The organism is Adhaeribacter arboris (assembly GCF_003023845.1).
GTDB lineage: Bacteria > Bacteroidota > Bacteroidia > Cytophagales > Hymenobacteraceae > Adhaeribacter > Adhaeribacter arboris.
On sequence record NZ_PYFT01000001.1, the window covers coordinates 5998868 to 6012781 of the forward strand.

A 13914-nucleotide genomic window follows, 5' to 3' on the forward strand; every position below is an offset into this window, starting at 1 on the left:
CCAACAAAATGCAACATCGGCTGTTATTCTTTCAAAGAGAAATTTTCGTGCCAGCGTCAGAAAAGATCCGGATTTTACTCGTCCATAACTCCCGTAGTAGCAGTACTCCTTTTCCTTAATAGGAGTTCGTTAAAATTTGGAGCTCCCCTGTATTTTTTTCATTTCTCCTGGATTTTGTACGGGTAAATATCCATTTGGGAAATACAGATTATAGCCTAACTTTGCGCCACTCAACAAGAAAAATAATTCCATAAATATGGCATCAGCATACGATTTGATAGTAATTGGCAGCGGACCGGGTGGTTACGTAGCCGCTATCCGTGCCTCACAACTCGGCCTGAAAGTAGGGGTAGTAGAAAGAGCAGAACTGGGGGGATTTGCTTAAACTGGGGTTGTATTCCCACGAAGGCTTTGCTCAAAAGCGCCCAGGTATTTGAATATATTAAGCATGCGCAAGATTACGGGATTAACGTAGGCGAGTCTGCTCCCGATTTTGGGGCGGTAGTTACCCGTAGCCGGGGGGTAGCCAATGGCATGAGTAAAGGCATTCAGTTCTTGTTCCGGAAAAATAAAATTGATCATATCGCCGGTTTCGGCAAATTGCTGGGCAACAAAAAAGTAGAAGTAACTACTGCCGAAGGCAAAAAAGAAACCTACGAAGCACCGCACATTATTGTAGCTACCGGCGCCCGCTCGCGCGAGTTACCTAACCTGCCCATCGACGGTAAAAAAATTGTAGGATATCGCCAAGCCATGGTTTTAGATAAAATGCCTAAATCCATGGTGGTAGTTGGGTCTGGCGCCATTGGGGTGGAGTTCGCGTATTTTTACAATGCCATGGGCACCAAAGTTACCATTGTGGAATACATGCCGAATGTAGTGCCCGTAGAAGACGAAGAAGTATCAAAACAACTCGAAAAATCTTTCAAAAAATCGGGTATTGATATTTTAACCAATTCCTCGGTAGAAGCGGTTGATACCAGCGGCGAAGGTTGCGTGGTAAAAATTAAAACGGCCAAAGGCGAAGAAACCATTACCTGCGAGGTTGTTTTGTCGGCGGTAGGAGTGGCCACTAACCTGGAAGGTATTGGCTTAGAAGAAACTGGCGTAAAAGTAGAAAAAGGCCGGGTACTAGTAGATGAGTTTTACCGCACCAACGTACCGGGTATTTATGCCATCGGCGATATTGTAATGGGACCGGCCCTGGCGCACGTAGCTTCGGCGGAAGGAATTATTTGCGTGGAGAAAATAGCCGGGCACCATCCCGAACCGCTTAATTACAAAAACCTGCCGGGTTGTACCTATTGCTCCCCGGAAATTGCTTCGGTAGGTTTAACCGAAAAACAAGCCCGCGAACAAGGCCTAGACATTAAGGTCGGTAAATTCCCTTTCTCGGCCTCGGGTAAAGCCAGCGCCGGCGGGGTGAAAGAAGGTTTTGTGAAAGTAATTTTTGATGCTAAATACGGCGAGTGGTTAGGCGCGCACATGATCGGGGCCAACGTTACCGAAATGATTGCTGAGGTAGTAGTAGCTCGCAAACTGGAAACTACCGGACACGAGATAATCAAATCGGTTCATCCACACCCTACCATGTCCGAAGCCGTGATGGAAGCCGCTGCCGCCGCTTACGACGAAGTAATTCACTTGTGAGTTGCAGGTTGCAAATTACTCGTTGCAAGTTTTTAGATAAAAAGGCTGAGGGAGAAATCCTTCAGCTTTTTTATTTTATACGTAAATCTACAGATGGTTGAAGGTAAGATAGCAGGATAAATACTGTTAAAACATTCTGGCTATAGTTTGGTTCTCTTTACCTTAATTATAATTTATATAACTTTAGGAGGAGCCACCAAAAACAAATTAAGTAAGCAGAAAGAGTATGAAAACGGATACCATGTTAAAAGATAATACTTTACTAGGTAAAACCATTGTTGTTACCGGGGGTGGCACAGGGCTGGGTAAATCTATGACTCAAGTTTTTCTGCAACTGGGGGCTCAGGTGGTCATTACTAGCCGCAAACTGCCGGTACTGGAACAAACCGCCGCTGAATTACACGAAAGTACGGGCGGTACTATTTTACCCATTGCCTGCGATGTGCGTGATTACAGTGCCGTAGAGGCGATGCTGCAAACGGCAGGGGAAAAACTTGGCCCGGTTAACGTTTTAATTAATAATGCGGCCGGTAACTTTATCAGCCCCACGGAACGGCTCAGCCCGAAAGCATTTGACGTAGTAACGGATATTGTTTTAAAAGGCAGTTATAATACTACTTTGGCACTGGGCAAAAAGTGGATTGCGGAACAACTACCGGGTACTATTTTAAATATTGTAACTACCTATGCCTGGACCGGTTCCGGATACGTAGTTCCCTCGGCTTGCGCGAAAGCTGGGGTATTAGCTCTTACCCGTTCGTTAGCCGTAGAATGGGCCAAATACGGCATTCGTTCCAACGCTATTGCGCCGGGACCTTTTCCCACCGAAGGAGCTTTCAGCCGCCTTTTCCCTGGTTCCTTGGGTGATATTCTGGATCCGGTAAAGCGCATACCTCTTAACCGTTTAGGTGAACCGGCCGAATTAGCCAACTTAGCCGCTTACTTAATTTCCGATTATGCCTCTTTTGTAAACGGCGAAGTGGTTACTATAGACGGGGGCGAGTGGCTCAACGGAGCCGGCGAATTCAACCATTTCGACGAGATACCCTCTGAACTTTGGGATAGTTTAGAACAGCAACGCCGGAAGAAAGAATAGTTTTAGTCCATAGTCGATAGTCGATAGTCGATAGTCCATAGAAATTATAGGGCTGACCGGATAGTTTATTAAAAGCGCAGTTTCTATTTTTTTCTATTTTCCTGTTTACTATTTTTTAGTACCGCCAAATTCAGAAATCACCCGTAGACAAACCGGTTTGGGCACTTGGGCCGAAAAACCGGTGGAAGTTAGCTGGCCGGTACCTGGATCAATGCGGAAGGTAAAAATATCGTCGGAACGCTCGTTGGCAACTAATAAAATTTTGCCCGATGGATCAATAGCAAAATTGCGGGGCCAATTGCCCTGCGTGCTCACGTGCTGCACCGGCGTAAGTTGGCCGGTGGCCGGATTAATACCAAAAACGGCTACGCTATTATGTCCCCGGTTAGAACCATAGAGGAATTTGCCATCCGGTGAAACGTGCACATCCGCGCAATAACTTTCACCGGTAAAATCGGCGGGTAAAGTAGAAAGAGCCTGAATTTCGGTAAAGGTACCTTGACTGGCATTGTAAGCTAAGGCAATAATAGTAGAGTTAAGCTCGCAAATTAAAAATGCAAATTGCCCGTTCGGGTGAAAAGTAAGGTGTCGCGGTCCGGCACCCGGTTTGGTTTGAAAAGCAGGTTGGGCGGCCCGGGTAAGCTTGGCTGTTTTTGTATCCAGACGATAACCGAGTACCTGATCCAGACCTAAATCTACCGCAAAAATAAAGTTGTTTTTAGGGTCGGAGATAATACAGTGCGCGTGCGGTCCGGTTTGGCGATTGGATACGCTGCTGCCCTGGTGTTGCTCATTGCCTACTGCTTTTTTTAAGGAGCCGTTGGCCTGAATAGGCAAGGAGATTACATTACCGCCTCCGTAATTAGCCGCTAAAGCCACTTTTTCCGTTTTATCTAAAGAAATATAACACGGCGATGTACCTTCGGAAGCTTGTTGGTTCAGGAGAGTAAGCTGTCCTGTACCCGGATCTACCGCAAAGGCGCTAACTGCCCCACTTTTAGCATTGTTATAATTTCCAATTTCGTTAACCGTATACAGGTATTTCTGCTTTGAATCTAAGGTCAGAAACGAGGGACTTTCGCCCCCTTTCACGGCCAGTAAACGCGTTAACTCACCGGTTTCGACATTTAGGCGATAACCAAAAATGCTGTCCTGGTCGGGTTTGGCATAAGTACCTACGTATACAAAATAAGAAGAAGCTTTTTGAGCAGCTTTCCCGCTGGCACAGGCTTGTAAAAACCAAGGCAGACCGGCTAAACCTAAACTGGTTTTTTTTAAGAAATTTCGGCGCGAAGTAGGGAAGAGAGTCATACGGTTAAACCTTTTGGTCGCTCTAATTACTCAAATTTACCATTATCACCAAAAAGCGCCCGCCTTCATTGAAAAATTTTTAGGAAGCAATTCCCAAAGGAAGCCCAACCTCAATCAGCTATTGCTTCTATTTTCCTGAATCCGAGTACGTTGCTCAATTTAAGGCTATTCTCAAAAAGATGAAGATTAAGCGCAAGTTTGGATACTAGCAGCTAAGCGCAAGTTAGCTTACTTCTAAAATTAGCTTACCAATGTGTTGGCTGCTTTCCATTAGGGTATGGGCTTGGGCTGCTTCCGCAAGGGGAAGTACCTGGTGAATTACCGGCTTAAATTTTTGACTTTCCAGTAAGGGCCAAACATGTTTTTCAATTTCGGCGGCTAACGCTGCTTTAAAATTTGCGTCGCGTGGACGCAAAGTACTGCCCGTTATGGTTAAGCGCCGGCGCATTAAATCCAAAGCATTAAATTCTGCCTCTTGGCCTAACATTGCATTGATAAATACCAGCCGGCCATCGGGTTTTAAAAGCTGAATATTTTTAGGCGTATACGGGCCGCCAATCATATCCAGAATAACATCCACCCCGTCGGTAGCTAAAACTTCGGCAAAATCTTGGGTTTTATAATTGATTGCTTTTTCTGCCCCTAGCTTTTTGCAGACGGCACATTTTTCCGGATTGCCGGCGGTGGTAAATACCCGTGCTCCATGAGCTTTGGCTAACTGAATGGCCGTAATGCCAATGCCACTCGTGCCACCGTGTACCAAAAAAGTTTCGTTGGGTTGCAGTTGGCCGCGCTGAAATACATTGTGCCACACCGTAAAAACAGTCTCGGGTAAAGAAGCAGCTTCGGCGAAAGACCAGTTAGCGGGTAAAGGCAAACAATGGCGCGCATCCACTACTACCAATTCGGCATAGCCTCCGCCCCCCAATAGGGCACAAACCGCCTGACCCGGTTGCCAGCGGCTCACTTCTGATCCGCACTGGGTAATTATTCCGGCTACTTCCAACCCCGGAATATCGGCCGGTACTCCCAGTGGCGACGGATAGCCCCCTTTACGCTGAAAAACATCGGGCCGGTTTATTCCGGCGGCTTTTACCTGAATTAAAACTTCGTGTGGCGCCGGAGTGGGCGTAGGTCTATCCTGGAGCTGTAAAACGTCAGGTGCACCGGGTTGGGTAATAACAATGGCTTTCATAAGTGCGACATATAGTTTAAAGAACGTATACTCCAAGCGCAAAAATTAGGTAGGCTTTTTAAGTTTTTAAGTTGCAATATCCGGTAGCCCATATCCCATTAAATTTCTAAGTAACTAAATATTTTTCCTTTAAGATACAATGGGCAAAATGGTATTTTCCGGAGAAAAGCTTTATGATTTACGGTATGTGTGTTTCTTTCTTTTAAAACTGACTTTTATTAAGCATCATTCAGGTAAAAATTACGTTTATTCGTACCATTAAAAATATACTCACTGGCTGGTACAAGTAAATTATAGCCGCCGGAGTATACTTGTCATGCCTTTATGAAAAAGAAAATCTTAATAACGGGTTCCAATGGGTTGCTCGGTCAGAAGTTGGTAGAATTGCTTTTACCCAACCCCAATGTCGAATTAATTGCCACTTCCCGGGGCGAGAATAAATTGGCGGGTATTTTTCCGGAATTATTTTTTGTTTCGTTAGATGTTACCAATCCGATAGAAGTAGAAGAAGTAATGGCGGCACATCAGCCCACGCATATCATTCACACGGCGGCGATGACCAACGTGGATGAGTGCGAAATAAACCAGGATGCCTGCTGGAAGCTGAATGTAGATGCGGTAGAATTCCTGGTTAAAGCGACCGAAAAAAATAAGATCCACCTGATTCATTTATCCACCGACTTTATTTTTGATGGTTTGTCCGGGCCTTACGACGAAGAAGCAGTGGCCAACCCCATTAGTTATTACGGCCAGAGTAAGTTGGCCGCCGAAGAGTTGGTGAAACAAAGTGCGGGCCGCTGGGCCATTGTACGTACCGTATTGGTATACGGAATTGTGCACGATTACGGCCGCTCTAACATTGTACTGTGGGTAAAAAACAGCTTGGAAAATCAGAAACCTATTAAAGTAGTGGATGATCAGTTCCGAACCCCGACCTTGGCCGAGGATTTAGCTCTGGGTTGCTGGCTAATTGCGGAACGCGATGCAGAAGGTATTTTTAATATTTCGAGTAAAGAAATTCTGACGCCTTATGCTATGGCATTGCAGGTAGCCGATTATTTTAAATTAGATGCTTCTTACATTACCCGCGCCGATGCGGCCAGCTTTACTCAAACGGCTAAGCGACCCGCCCGAACCGGATTTATAATTACCAAAGCCGAAAAGCAGTTAGACTTTCGCCCCCATAGTTTTTCGGAAGGTATTGCGGTTGTAGCTAGTCAGCTTTAGAAGGAGCAAAGACCAGCCTTATTTTGGTAATCCGGGAGTAAAAGTATGGTTACTCTTAAGTTTTCTGCTCTTCTAATAGTTTTGAATGGGGCATTCCTTAAAGATGCAAAAATGCACGTGTATGTTCGAACTAAAATAATCTTCCTCCCTTTTATTAGGAATGCCTATAGTTTTACCAAAAAGTTTTAAAATTGTGGGCGAGGGCTGTTGAAGCAAGGGTAAAAGTAATGGTAGTAAAAACAGATGAATTGGTTAATGAAAAGCTTTAAACGCTGGATTCGTAATTATTTTCATTTTAATCAACGCGAAACCAACGGCTTTATTTTTCTTTTATTAGTTCTCGCGTTGGTGGCTGTTCTTCCTTACTTATGGAAAACAACCAATGCTACCTATGATCCCGGGCCCGATCGGCAAATTTTGGATAGCCTGGCGGCGCAATTGAAGACTAGCCCTTACCAGCCTTACGGGCCAAAAAAACAAATAGCAAGTGCTAAACCTATTCCGGCGGAATTATTACATCCCTTTGATCCAAATAAATTGAATCAAAAGCAATGGGAACAATTGGGTTTACCGGCTTTCGTGGCTAAACGCCTGCTTACCTACCGCGATAAAGCCCATGGTTTTACCTATAAAGAACAAATTCAACGTGTTTACGGGTTTCCGCCCGAATTATATGCGCAATTAGAACCTTATATCAACTTACCGGTTACTAATAATTCCCGTTCCTACGCGAATACCGAGTCGAAAAACGAACCATCGTATTCAAAGTATCCGGAAAATACAAAGCCCAGGTATACCCGTAAATCTAATTTTTTAGCACCTTTTGATATTAATGCCGCCGATACCATTCAGTTGAAAAAGCTGCGAGGCATTGGTTCGAAATTAGCTGCCCGTATTATTAAATTTCGGGATAAATTAGGTGGTTTCGAGAACCTGGAACAACTGCGCGAGGTGTATGGCTTACCGCCCGAAATGGTGGATAGCCTACGGAAATATTCTTTCGTAGATAAAAGTTTTCAGGCAAATAAAGTTAACGTAAATGCGGCTACCTTAGCTCAATTACAGCAACACCCGTACTTGGGTTATAAACTAGCCCGGCATATTGTGGCTTACCGCACGCAGCACGGCCCTTTCTCTTCCCTCGACGATCTCCGCAACATTAAAACCCTGGACGAAGCTACTTATCAAAAAATTAAACCTTACCTCGCCTTGTAGCTTGATTTTATTAATTCCCGGAACGTAAATAAAGTAATCTGCAAAAAAAATCCTTTGAACGCTAACTAAGTTTTACTTTAAACGATGTGAGTTGCCACTTTTTTAGAAGTTCTAAAAAAAGAAGAAGTTGTAAGACGTGCAAGGTTATGTATTAGTAAACTGAGATCAACTGACACCAGTTTGGCTGTGGAGGGCCTTCTAAGGTTCCGGTGCGCAAGCATTCCGACGTTAGGAGGAAGGAAAGGAAGCTTAGACCAGCCCGGAAGAGCCAAACGAGGCCTGCCGGCCATGAGGCAAACGGGTTACGGTTCAAACTAGATAGCACCGCCACCCGGAGACGGGAACCGGCTCCGCAGTTAAGGTATCAAAGTGAAAAATAATATTATTGTATTAAAATGAATGAATAAGTTAAATCCTTTATGCTGCTGGAAAAATTATTTACCGTTTATGTATTTTTTCAAACGCTGTTGTGCGGCTGCTCCGCCGACCGTCGGCATGCGGGATTTCAGGTAAAGGAAATGCCTTTTACCATCCGGGAAATTGGCAAAATGAATAAACGGCAAGTAAAAGAAAGCTCAGGTTTAGAACTTACTCCCGACGAAGCTGCCTTTTGGACCCACTCCGACAGCGGCAATCCCGCCCAACTGTATCAGGTGAGTGCCGCCGGAAAATGGCTGAAAACCGTTGATATTCCGAACACTACTAACCTAGATTGGGAAGATTTAACGAAAGATGATAAAGATTACCTGTATATTGGAGATTTTGGTAATAATTTAAATTCTCGGAAAAACCTGCGCATTTTCCGGGTAAAAGAAAAGGATGTTACCCAGCTGGATACTATTTCTTTTACGTACGCCGACCAAAAATCCTTTCCGCCAGCTAGAAAGGATTGGACGTTTAATTGTGAAGCATTCTTTTACTACCAAGACAGCTTATACCTGTTCTCTAAAAACCGGAACACCCGCCATACAGTAAAGCTATACAAAATACCGGCCCAGCCTGGTTCTTACGTGGCCAAAGTAGTAGACAGTTTAGTTATTGATTCGCGCATAACTGCCGCCGATATCAGCCCGGATGGCCAGACAGTTGCCTTGCTTGGCTATGGTAATTTGTATCTTTTTAAAACCAATAAAGGGCTTAAATTCTTTTCCGGTGAAAAATACTGCCGGGCTATTCCTCAAACGGGTCAGGCCGAAGCCTTAGTTTTTACCAGTAATAATGAATTAATAATCAGCAACGAAGGCGGTAAAATTTTTAAAGTATTTAAAAAGTAAAAGCGGGTAAGAAAATCAATCGGGCGATAGTTTTTTCCAAGCAATCTTTTATTCTGAAGGTAAAAGCAGCTGTTTCATTCGTTGCAAAATAGCACGGTGGAGGATTTATTATAGTGCAATTAACTTTCGATTAATTCAATAACTATCCTTTCTTCTCGTCAGATTTGTGCGTATGGTACTTTATGCGGATATCTTGATTGACTTTGCAAATACTATAAAAGCGGAAAAATTACGGAGAGTGAATGCCGATCTTAATTACCATTTGCTGGTATCGGATGTGCTTGGTATAAGCCTGAACCAAGCTTTTTACTATACCAATATTAATCACGTAAATGTATTAGCTACCAACTCGGCGGGTCAGCAAACATGAATGAACAGCGATTACCACGTAGTTAGTTACGGCACCGATACCTATGCCCGGATAGATTATAATTCCTTTGAATTATATCTGGGTTATAACCATACTTACGCTTACCAAAAAAATCCGCAGGTTAAACTAAATATGCCGTTCAATCCGCAAGATAAGTTCTCGACTACCTTGGCTTACGAAAAAGAGGGCAACTGGCGTACCGGAATAGGGGCCAGTTATAGTGGTAACCAGTATTTATTTAATAATCAAAAAGTAAAAAATTATTTGTTTTGCGGCGGGTATGATAGAGAAGAAATTGGGCAGGAACAGCCTGGTGGTAAACTTCAAGAACATTTTTGAGGTGCGCCAGTCTAAATTTGAAAAGCTAGTAGAAGGCTCCACGGCTGCTCCCCCATTTAAGCCGCTCTGGATGCCCTTAGAAGGCCGGGTACTAAATGTTTCACTTAAAATTTCCCTGTAAAATAATTTAAATTAATAACGCGGTTATTATTTTCCGTTTCGGATGGCTTACAAAAGTTTAAAAGTCAACTTTAGGCAATTACATAATTTTCCGGTTAAAATATATAGCATCCTTCCGGAAACTGTTTACTTTTGGCCTCCATCAGAAAAACAGCCTGTTCATGAATAAGAAAATAGCCGTTCTGCCTGGCGACGGGATTGGTCCCGAAGTAACCACCGTAGCCGTAAATGTTCTGCAAAAAGTAGCCGAAAAATTTAATCATCAATTTACCTTTGAAGAAGGCTTAGTGGGAGCTTGCGCCATTGATGCCACCGGTAATCCCTTTCCGGAGGCAACCTGGCAATTATGCCAATCGGCGGATGCCATATTGTTTGGCGCCATTGGTCACCCGAAATACGACAATGACCCAACCGCAACCGTTCGGCCGGAGCAAGGTTTGCTGGCTATGCGCAAAGCTTTGGGTTTGTTTGCCAATATCCGGCCGGTAAATACATTTAAAACGTTGGCTGATGCTTCGCCGCTCAAACGTGAAATAGTTGAGGACGTTGACTTTGTGGTGTTTCGGGAACTAACCGGTGGCTCTTATTTTGGCGCGAAAGGCCGTTCCGACGACCGCAACAGCGCTTACGATACCTGTACCTACACCAAAGAGGAAATACTACGAATTACCAAACTGGCCTTTGAAGCCGCCGGAAAACGCCGGAAAAAAGTGACCCTCGTCGATAAAGCCAACGTAATGGAAACGTCCCGGCTGTGGCGCGAAGTAGTACAACAATACGCCGGCGATTTTCCGGAAATAGAACTGGAATTAATGTTCGTGGATAATGCGGCAATGGCCCTTATTCAGAATCCGCGCCGGTTTGATGTAATATTAACCGAAAACATGTTCGGAGATATTCTTACCGACGAGGCATCGGTAATTACGGGTTCGTTGGGTATGTTGCCATCGGCATCCGTAGGAAGCCAGGTAGCTTTATACGAACCTATTCACGGTTCGTATCCGCAGGCGGCCGGTAAAAATATTGCCAATCCTATGGCTGCCGTTTTATCGGCGGCAACGTTGCTCGAAACGTCTTTTAATTTAATGGAAGAAGGGAAGGCCATACGAAACGCCGTGGAAGAAGCCTTGGAAAAAGGTTTTGTTACCGTAGATATTAATCCTAGTAATAATTTGGGTACCCGCGAAGTAGGCGAGAAGATTTGCAGCCTTATTTAAAATTTTCTGGCACGCGAACGTTAAAAATTACCCTGAGAAATTGTTTTAACACCTCTTTCTAGCCCTATCCTTCCGGATAGGGCTAGAAAGAGGTGTTAAAACAATTTCTCCCGCAGGAGTAGGGGCGGGGGATGAGGTTATACGTGTCCTCTCGCGAGCCTCCTGCGCGGGAGGAGTATCGTCCGGCCTCCCCGAAATACTTTGGGATTTGCAACTGGCCGGTTGCAATAGGTTTGAGGCTTCGTTCAAAAGATCATCCGTTCGCCTGGCTAGGGGTCTACCCAATAGTAGACACGAGCGGGGACGCTCGCGGTAGCAATTTTTTAAAATTTAATGGCCTTTTCCTGCAAAGAAGGACTTCCTCGGCGCTAGTACCTAAACTTAGCTTGTCTCTCTAACAGATTAAGAAGTAGTAGAAAGTTATTTTTTCGCTTTTTTATTTTGGCTGATTACTTCTTTTTTATTTTCTCGTACATACATTGCTATCAATCTAAATTTTTTCAGGATTTTTCCTTTTATCTATTATGCAGTACATTAATACCACTTGCGGTAAAGAATTTGACCTCGACAGCACCGAAAAAATTATTGAAAAATCTAACAGTTTATTCTCCTACAATATTCATAAACTGAAGTCCGGGGAATACATTATTGCGGAGAAGTTTTATGCTAATCCCTACAATAATCGTTACATCTTACTCAACGATGAACAAATTGAAGCTCTAAAGGATAGTTGAGCTTTACACTTTCGGCCCCGGTTTTACCCGCCAGACAAAGCATAAGGAGTATGCCATCTATTCTACTCGCGTTAATTCTACATTGTGGATGGGATTAATGACCAAGGGCACTTTTTCAATTTTTACGGAACTGGTATCCAGCCCAAACCACTTGTCTTCGGAGGAAGTAAAATCTTTGATGTAGTAATACGCCTGCATAATTAACTTCTCGTCCCAGGGCAAATCATTTTCGATCGATAGATATTTTTCCAGTACCACAAACCGGAAGTCGCCAATCACATTTTGGCGGCTCAAGGATTCGTACCGGCTGGTAATATCTACTTCTTTGTTCTGCACCAGATTCTCTACTACTTTCCGGAAGTATAAGTTAATGCGTTGTTCTACCCGAAAGCCCAAGTTAAAATCTACCCGGATAATATCGTTATCTAAGATATGGTGCACTTTGTATTCCATCGTGTACGGATCATCGGTCGTATTCACGTGTAAAAACCAATAAATATCGGCGCGTTTTGGCCGTTTCTGGAAAATGGAATAAATAATTTTAGATTCAATCTGATTTTTCCGCTCTGCACTGGTCATGTAGATTAAGTGCGTGGAATATTTGGGAATGGACTCGTCTTCGCTTAGTTGCCTTAAAGCATCGATGTATTTGTCTAAACGGACTTCGTCGGTTAAGCGTCGTTTAATATAGAACGACCGCAGCATGATGTACATCACGAATACTAAAACCATCCCGATTAGAACCGTAACCCAACCCCCGTGCGGAAATTTTAATAAATTGGCTACCAGAAACGAAACCTCAATGGCTAAATAAGTGCCTAAAAACAAGGCTATTATTATTTTTGAGAATTTCTTCAGGTAAAGGTAGTAGCTCAATAAAATGGTGGTGGCCAACATAGTTACCGTAATAGCTAAGCCGTAAGCCGCCTCCATATTACTGGACTCCCGGAAATACAAGACAATGCCAATACAGCCCGCCCAAAGCAATTTGTTCACGCTAGGTACAAACAACTGACCTTTTACAATGGTTGGGTACCGTAAACGTACCCGCGGCCAAAGATTAAGCCGGATAGCTTCCCCGATTAAAGTAAATGAACCGGTAATTAAGGCTTGGCTCGCAATAATGGCCGCTAAAGTAGCAATGGTAATACCAATAAGCAGGAACCAATCGGGCATGACGCCATAAAAAGGATTATCGCGTTCGTCTAAGGATTGCCCGATGTGCTGCGTGAGCCAGGCCGCCTGACCAAAATAATTGAGCAGTAAACATAATTTTACAAAAATCCAGCTGATGCGAATGTTTTCCTTGCCGCAGTGGCCCAGATCGGAATACAAAGCTTCGGCTCCGGTAGTACACAAAAACACCGAACCTAACAGCCAAAACCCACCCGGATAAAGAGCGAGTAAGCGATAAGCGTACTGCGGATTAATGGCTTTTAAAACTTCCGGGTGAATTAAGATACTACTCACCCCTAATACGGCCAGCATGGTAAACCAAATTAACATTATCGGACCAAATGCTTTGCCTACTATTTGCGTACCAAAGCTTTGCGCCACAAAGAGCAGCGTTAAAATGGCAATGACAATGGGGATAGTAGGTAGGTGGGGGTAAATAATCCGTAAACCTTCTATAGCCGAAGAAACCGAAATAGGAGGCGTAATAATACCATCGGCTAATAAGGAACTGCCCCCGATAATAGCGGGTATTACCAGCCATTTGGCTTTGCGGCGTACCAAAGTGTATAACGAAAAAATGCCACCTTCCCCGTTGTTATCGGCTTGTAAAGTAAGTATGACGTATTTAATGGTAGTTTGCAAGGTAATCGTCCAGAAGACACAAGAAACCCCACCGTAAATAAGTTCTTGGTTTATCACATTCCCGCCACTCAAAATAATGGCTTTCATTACGTACAAGGGGGAAGTACCTATATCGCCGTAGATAATACCCAAGGCTATCAATAACCCGGCCGTAGATAGCCGGTTGTGCGAGTTATGTTGATTCGACATGCTTGATGTGAAATTCAGAGTGGTAGCTTAAAATAATTCCGCCAAGTAGTTAAATAATACTTTTAGGTAAATTTTAGCAAAGAAACATAATTTATATTGTACTTCTTCTGTTCAAACGGCGTAATCGTGGTTTTGGAAAATAGAACGAAAAAATTACGG

Annotated in this window: 11 protein-coding genes and 1 pseudogene; 9 read left to right on the forward strand and 3 right to left on the reverse strand. The window is 43.7% G+C overall.

Going from position 1 to position 13914, the window contains the following annotated elements; genetic code table 11:
* Window positions 1-256 precede the first annotated feature (256 nt).
* Window positions 257-1650 (forward strand): annotated as a pseudogene (gene lpdA, locus AHMF7605_RS24390) (dihydrolipoyl dehydrogenase).
* Between the two features lie 226 nt (window positions 1651-1876).
* Complete coding sequence (locus tag AHMF7605_RS24395; RefSeq protein ID WP_106932582.1) at window positions 1877-2746, forward strand: SDR family oxidoreductase; 870 nt, start codon at window positions 1877-1879, stop codon at window positions 2744-2746.
* Between the two features lie 108 nt (window positions 2747-2854).
* On the opposite strand, the gene AHMF7605_RS24400 is transcribed toward AHMF7605_RS24395, so the two are convergent.
* Together AHMF7605_RS24400 and AHMF7605_RS24405 are read right to left on the reverse strand one after the other, a co-directional pair.
* A complete protein-coding gene (locus tag AHMF7605_RS24400; RefSeq protein ID WP_106932583.1) occupies window positions 2855-4057 on the reverse strand; it encodes a lactonase family protein in 1203 nt (400 codons plus the stop codon).
* 223 nt (window positions 4058-4280) lie between these two features.
* Entirely contained in the window at window positions 4281-5252 is a 972-nt protein-coding gene (locus AHMF7605_RS24405) for an NAD(P)H-quinone oxidoreductase (protein WP_106932584.1), read from the reverse strand.
* A 324-nt stretch (window positions 5253-5576) separates the two neighbouring features.
* Between AHMF7605_RS24405 and AHMF7605_RS24410 the strand changes: the two genes are divergently transcribed.
* The 7 genes from AHMF7605_RS24410 (at window position 5577) to AHMF7605_RS24440 (ending at window position 11748) form a co-directional block, all read left to right on the forward strand.
* Window positions 5577-6479, forward strand: coding sequence for an SDR family oxidoreductase (locus tag AHMF7605_RS24410; RefSeq protein ID WP_106932585.1), 903 nt, complete (start codon window positions 5577-5579; stop codon window positions 6477-6479).
* Window positions 6480-6734: 255 nt separating this feature from the next.
* Window positions 6735-7694: a ComEA family DNA-binding protein gene (locus AHMF7605_RS24415; RefSeq protein ID WP_158267609.1), complete on the forward strand. Its 960-nt coding sequence runs from the start codon at window positions 6735-6737 to the stop codon at window positions 7692-7694.
* Between the two features lie 419 nt (window positions 7695-8113).
* Window positions 8114-8968: a hypothetical protein gene (locus AHMF7605_RS24420; protein ID WP_106932587.1), complete on the forward strand. Its 855-nt coding sequence runs from the start codon at window positions 8114-8116 to the stop codon at window positions 8966-8968.
* A gap of 166 nt (window positions 8969-9134) precedes the next feature.
* Window positions 9135-9338: a hypothetical protein gene (locus AHMF7605_RS24425; protein ID WP_158267610.1), complete on the forward strand. Its 204-nt coding sequence runs from the start codon at window positions 9135-9137 to the stop codon at window positions 9336-9338.
* Window positions 9339-9677 (forward strand): hypothetical protein, encoded by a 339-nt coding sequence (locus AHMF7605_RS24430; protein ID WP_106932589.1) that lies wholly within the window; start codon window positions 9339-9341, stop codon window positions 9675-9677. It abuts the gene before it with no gap.
* Between the two features lie 281 nt (window positions 9678-9958).
* A complete protein-coding gene (gene leuB, locus AHMF7605_RS24435) occupies window positions 9959-11014 on the forward strand; it encodes a 3-isopropylmalate dehydrogenase (protein ID WP_106932590.1) in 1056 nt (351 codons plus the stop codon).
* 524 nt (window positions 11015-11538) lie between these two features.
* Complete coding sequence (locus AHMF7605_RS24440; RefSeq protein ID WP_106932591.1) at window positions 11539-11748, forward strand: hypothetical protein; 210 nt, start codon at window positions 11539-11541, stop codon at window positions 11746-11748.
* Window positions 11749-11805: 57 nt separating this feature from the next.
* Here AHMF7605_RS24440 and AHMF7605_RS24445 read toward each other — a convergent pair whose 3' ends face one another.
* Window positions 11806-13755, reverse strand: coding sequence for a KUP/HAK/KT family potassium transporter (locus AHMF7605_RS24445; protein ID WP_106932592.1), 1950 nt, complete (start codon window positions 13753-13755; stop codon window positions 11806-11808).
* Window positions 13756-13914: the final 159 nt, after the last annotated feature.

Bases quoted from the DNA above. Each gene is read 5' to 3' on its own strand.
- AHMF7605_RS24400 (WP_106932583.1), bottom strand. From the start codon at position 4,057: ATGACTCTCTTCCCTACTTCGCGCCGAAATTTCTTAAAAAAAACCAGT.
- AHMF7605_RS24445 (WP_106932592.1), bottom strand. From the start codon at position 13,755: ATGTCGAATCAACATAACTCGCACAACCGGCTATCTACGGCCGGGTTA.
- leuB (WP_106932590.1), top strand. From the start codon at position 9,959: ATGAATAAGAAAATAGCCGTTCTGCCTGGCGACGGGATTGGTCCCGAA.
- AHMF7605_RS24420 (WP_106932587.1), top strand. From the start codon at position 8,114: ATGCTGCTGGAAAAATTATTTACCGTTTATGTATTTTTTCAAACGCTG.
- AHMF7605_RS24430 (WP_106932589.1), top strand. From the start codon at position 9,339: ATGAACAGCGATTACCACGTAGTTAGTTACGGCACCGATACCTATGCC.
- AHMF7605_RS24415 (WP_158267609.1), top strand. From the start codon at position 6,735: ATGAAAAGCTTTAAACGCTGGATTCGTAATTATTTTCATTTTAATCAA.
- AHMF7605_RS24440 (WP_106932591.1), top strand. From the start codon at position 11,539: ATGCAGTACATTAATACCACTTGCGGTAAAGAATTTGACCTCGACAGC.
- AHMF7605_RS24395 (WP_106932582.1), top strand. From the start codon at position 1,877: ATGAAAACGGATACCATGTTAAAAGATAATACTTTACTAGGTAAAACC.
- AHMF7605_RS24410 (WP_106932585.1), top strand. From the start codon at position 5,577: ATGAAAAAGAAAATCTTAATAACGGGTTCCAATGGGTTGCTCGGTCAG.
- AHMF7605_RS24405 (WP_106932584.1), bottom strand. From the start codon at position 5,252: ATGAAAGCCATTGTTATTACCCAACCCGGTGCACCTGACGTTTTACAG.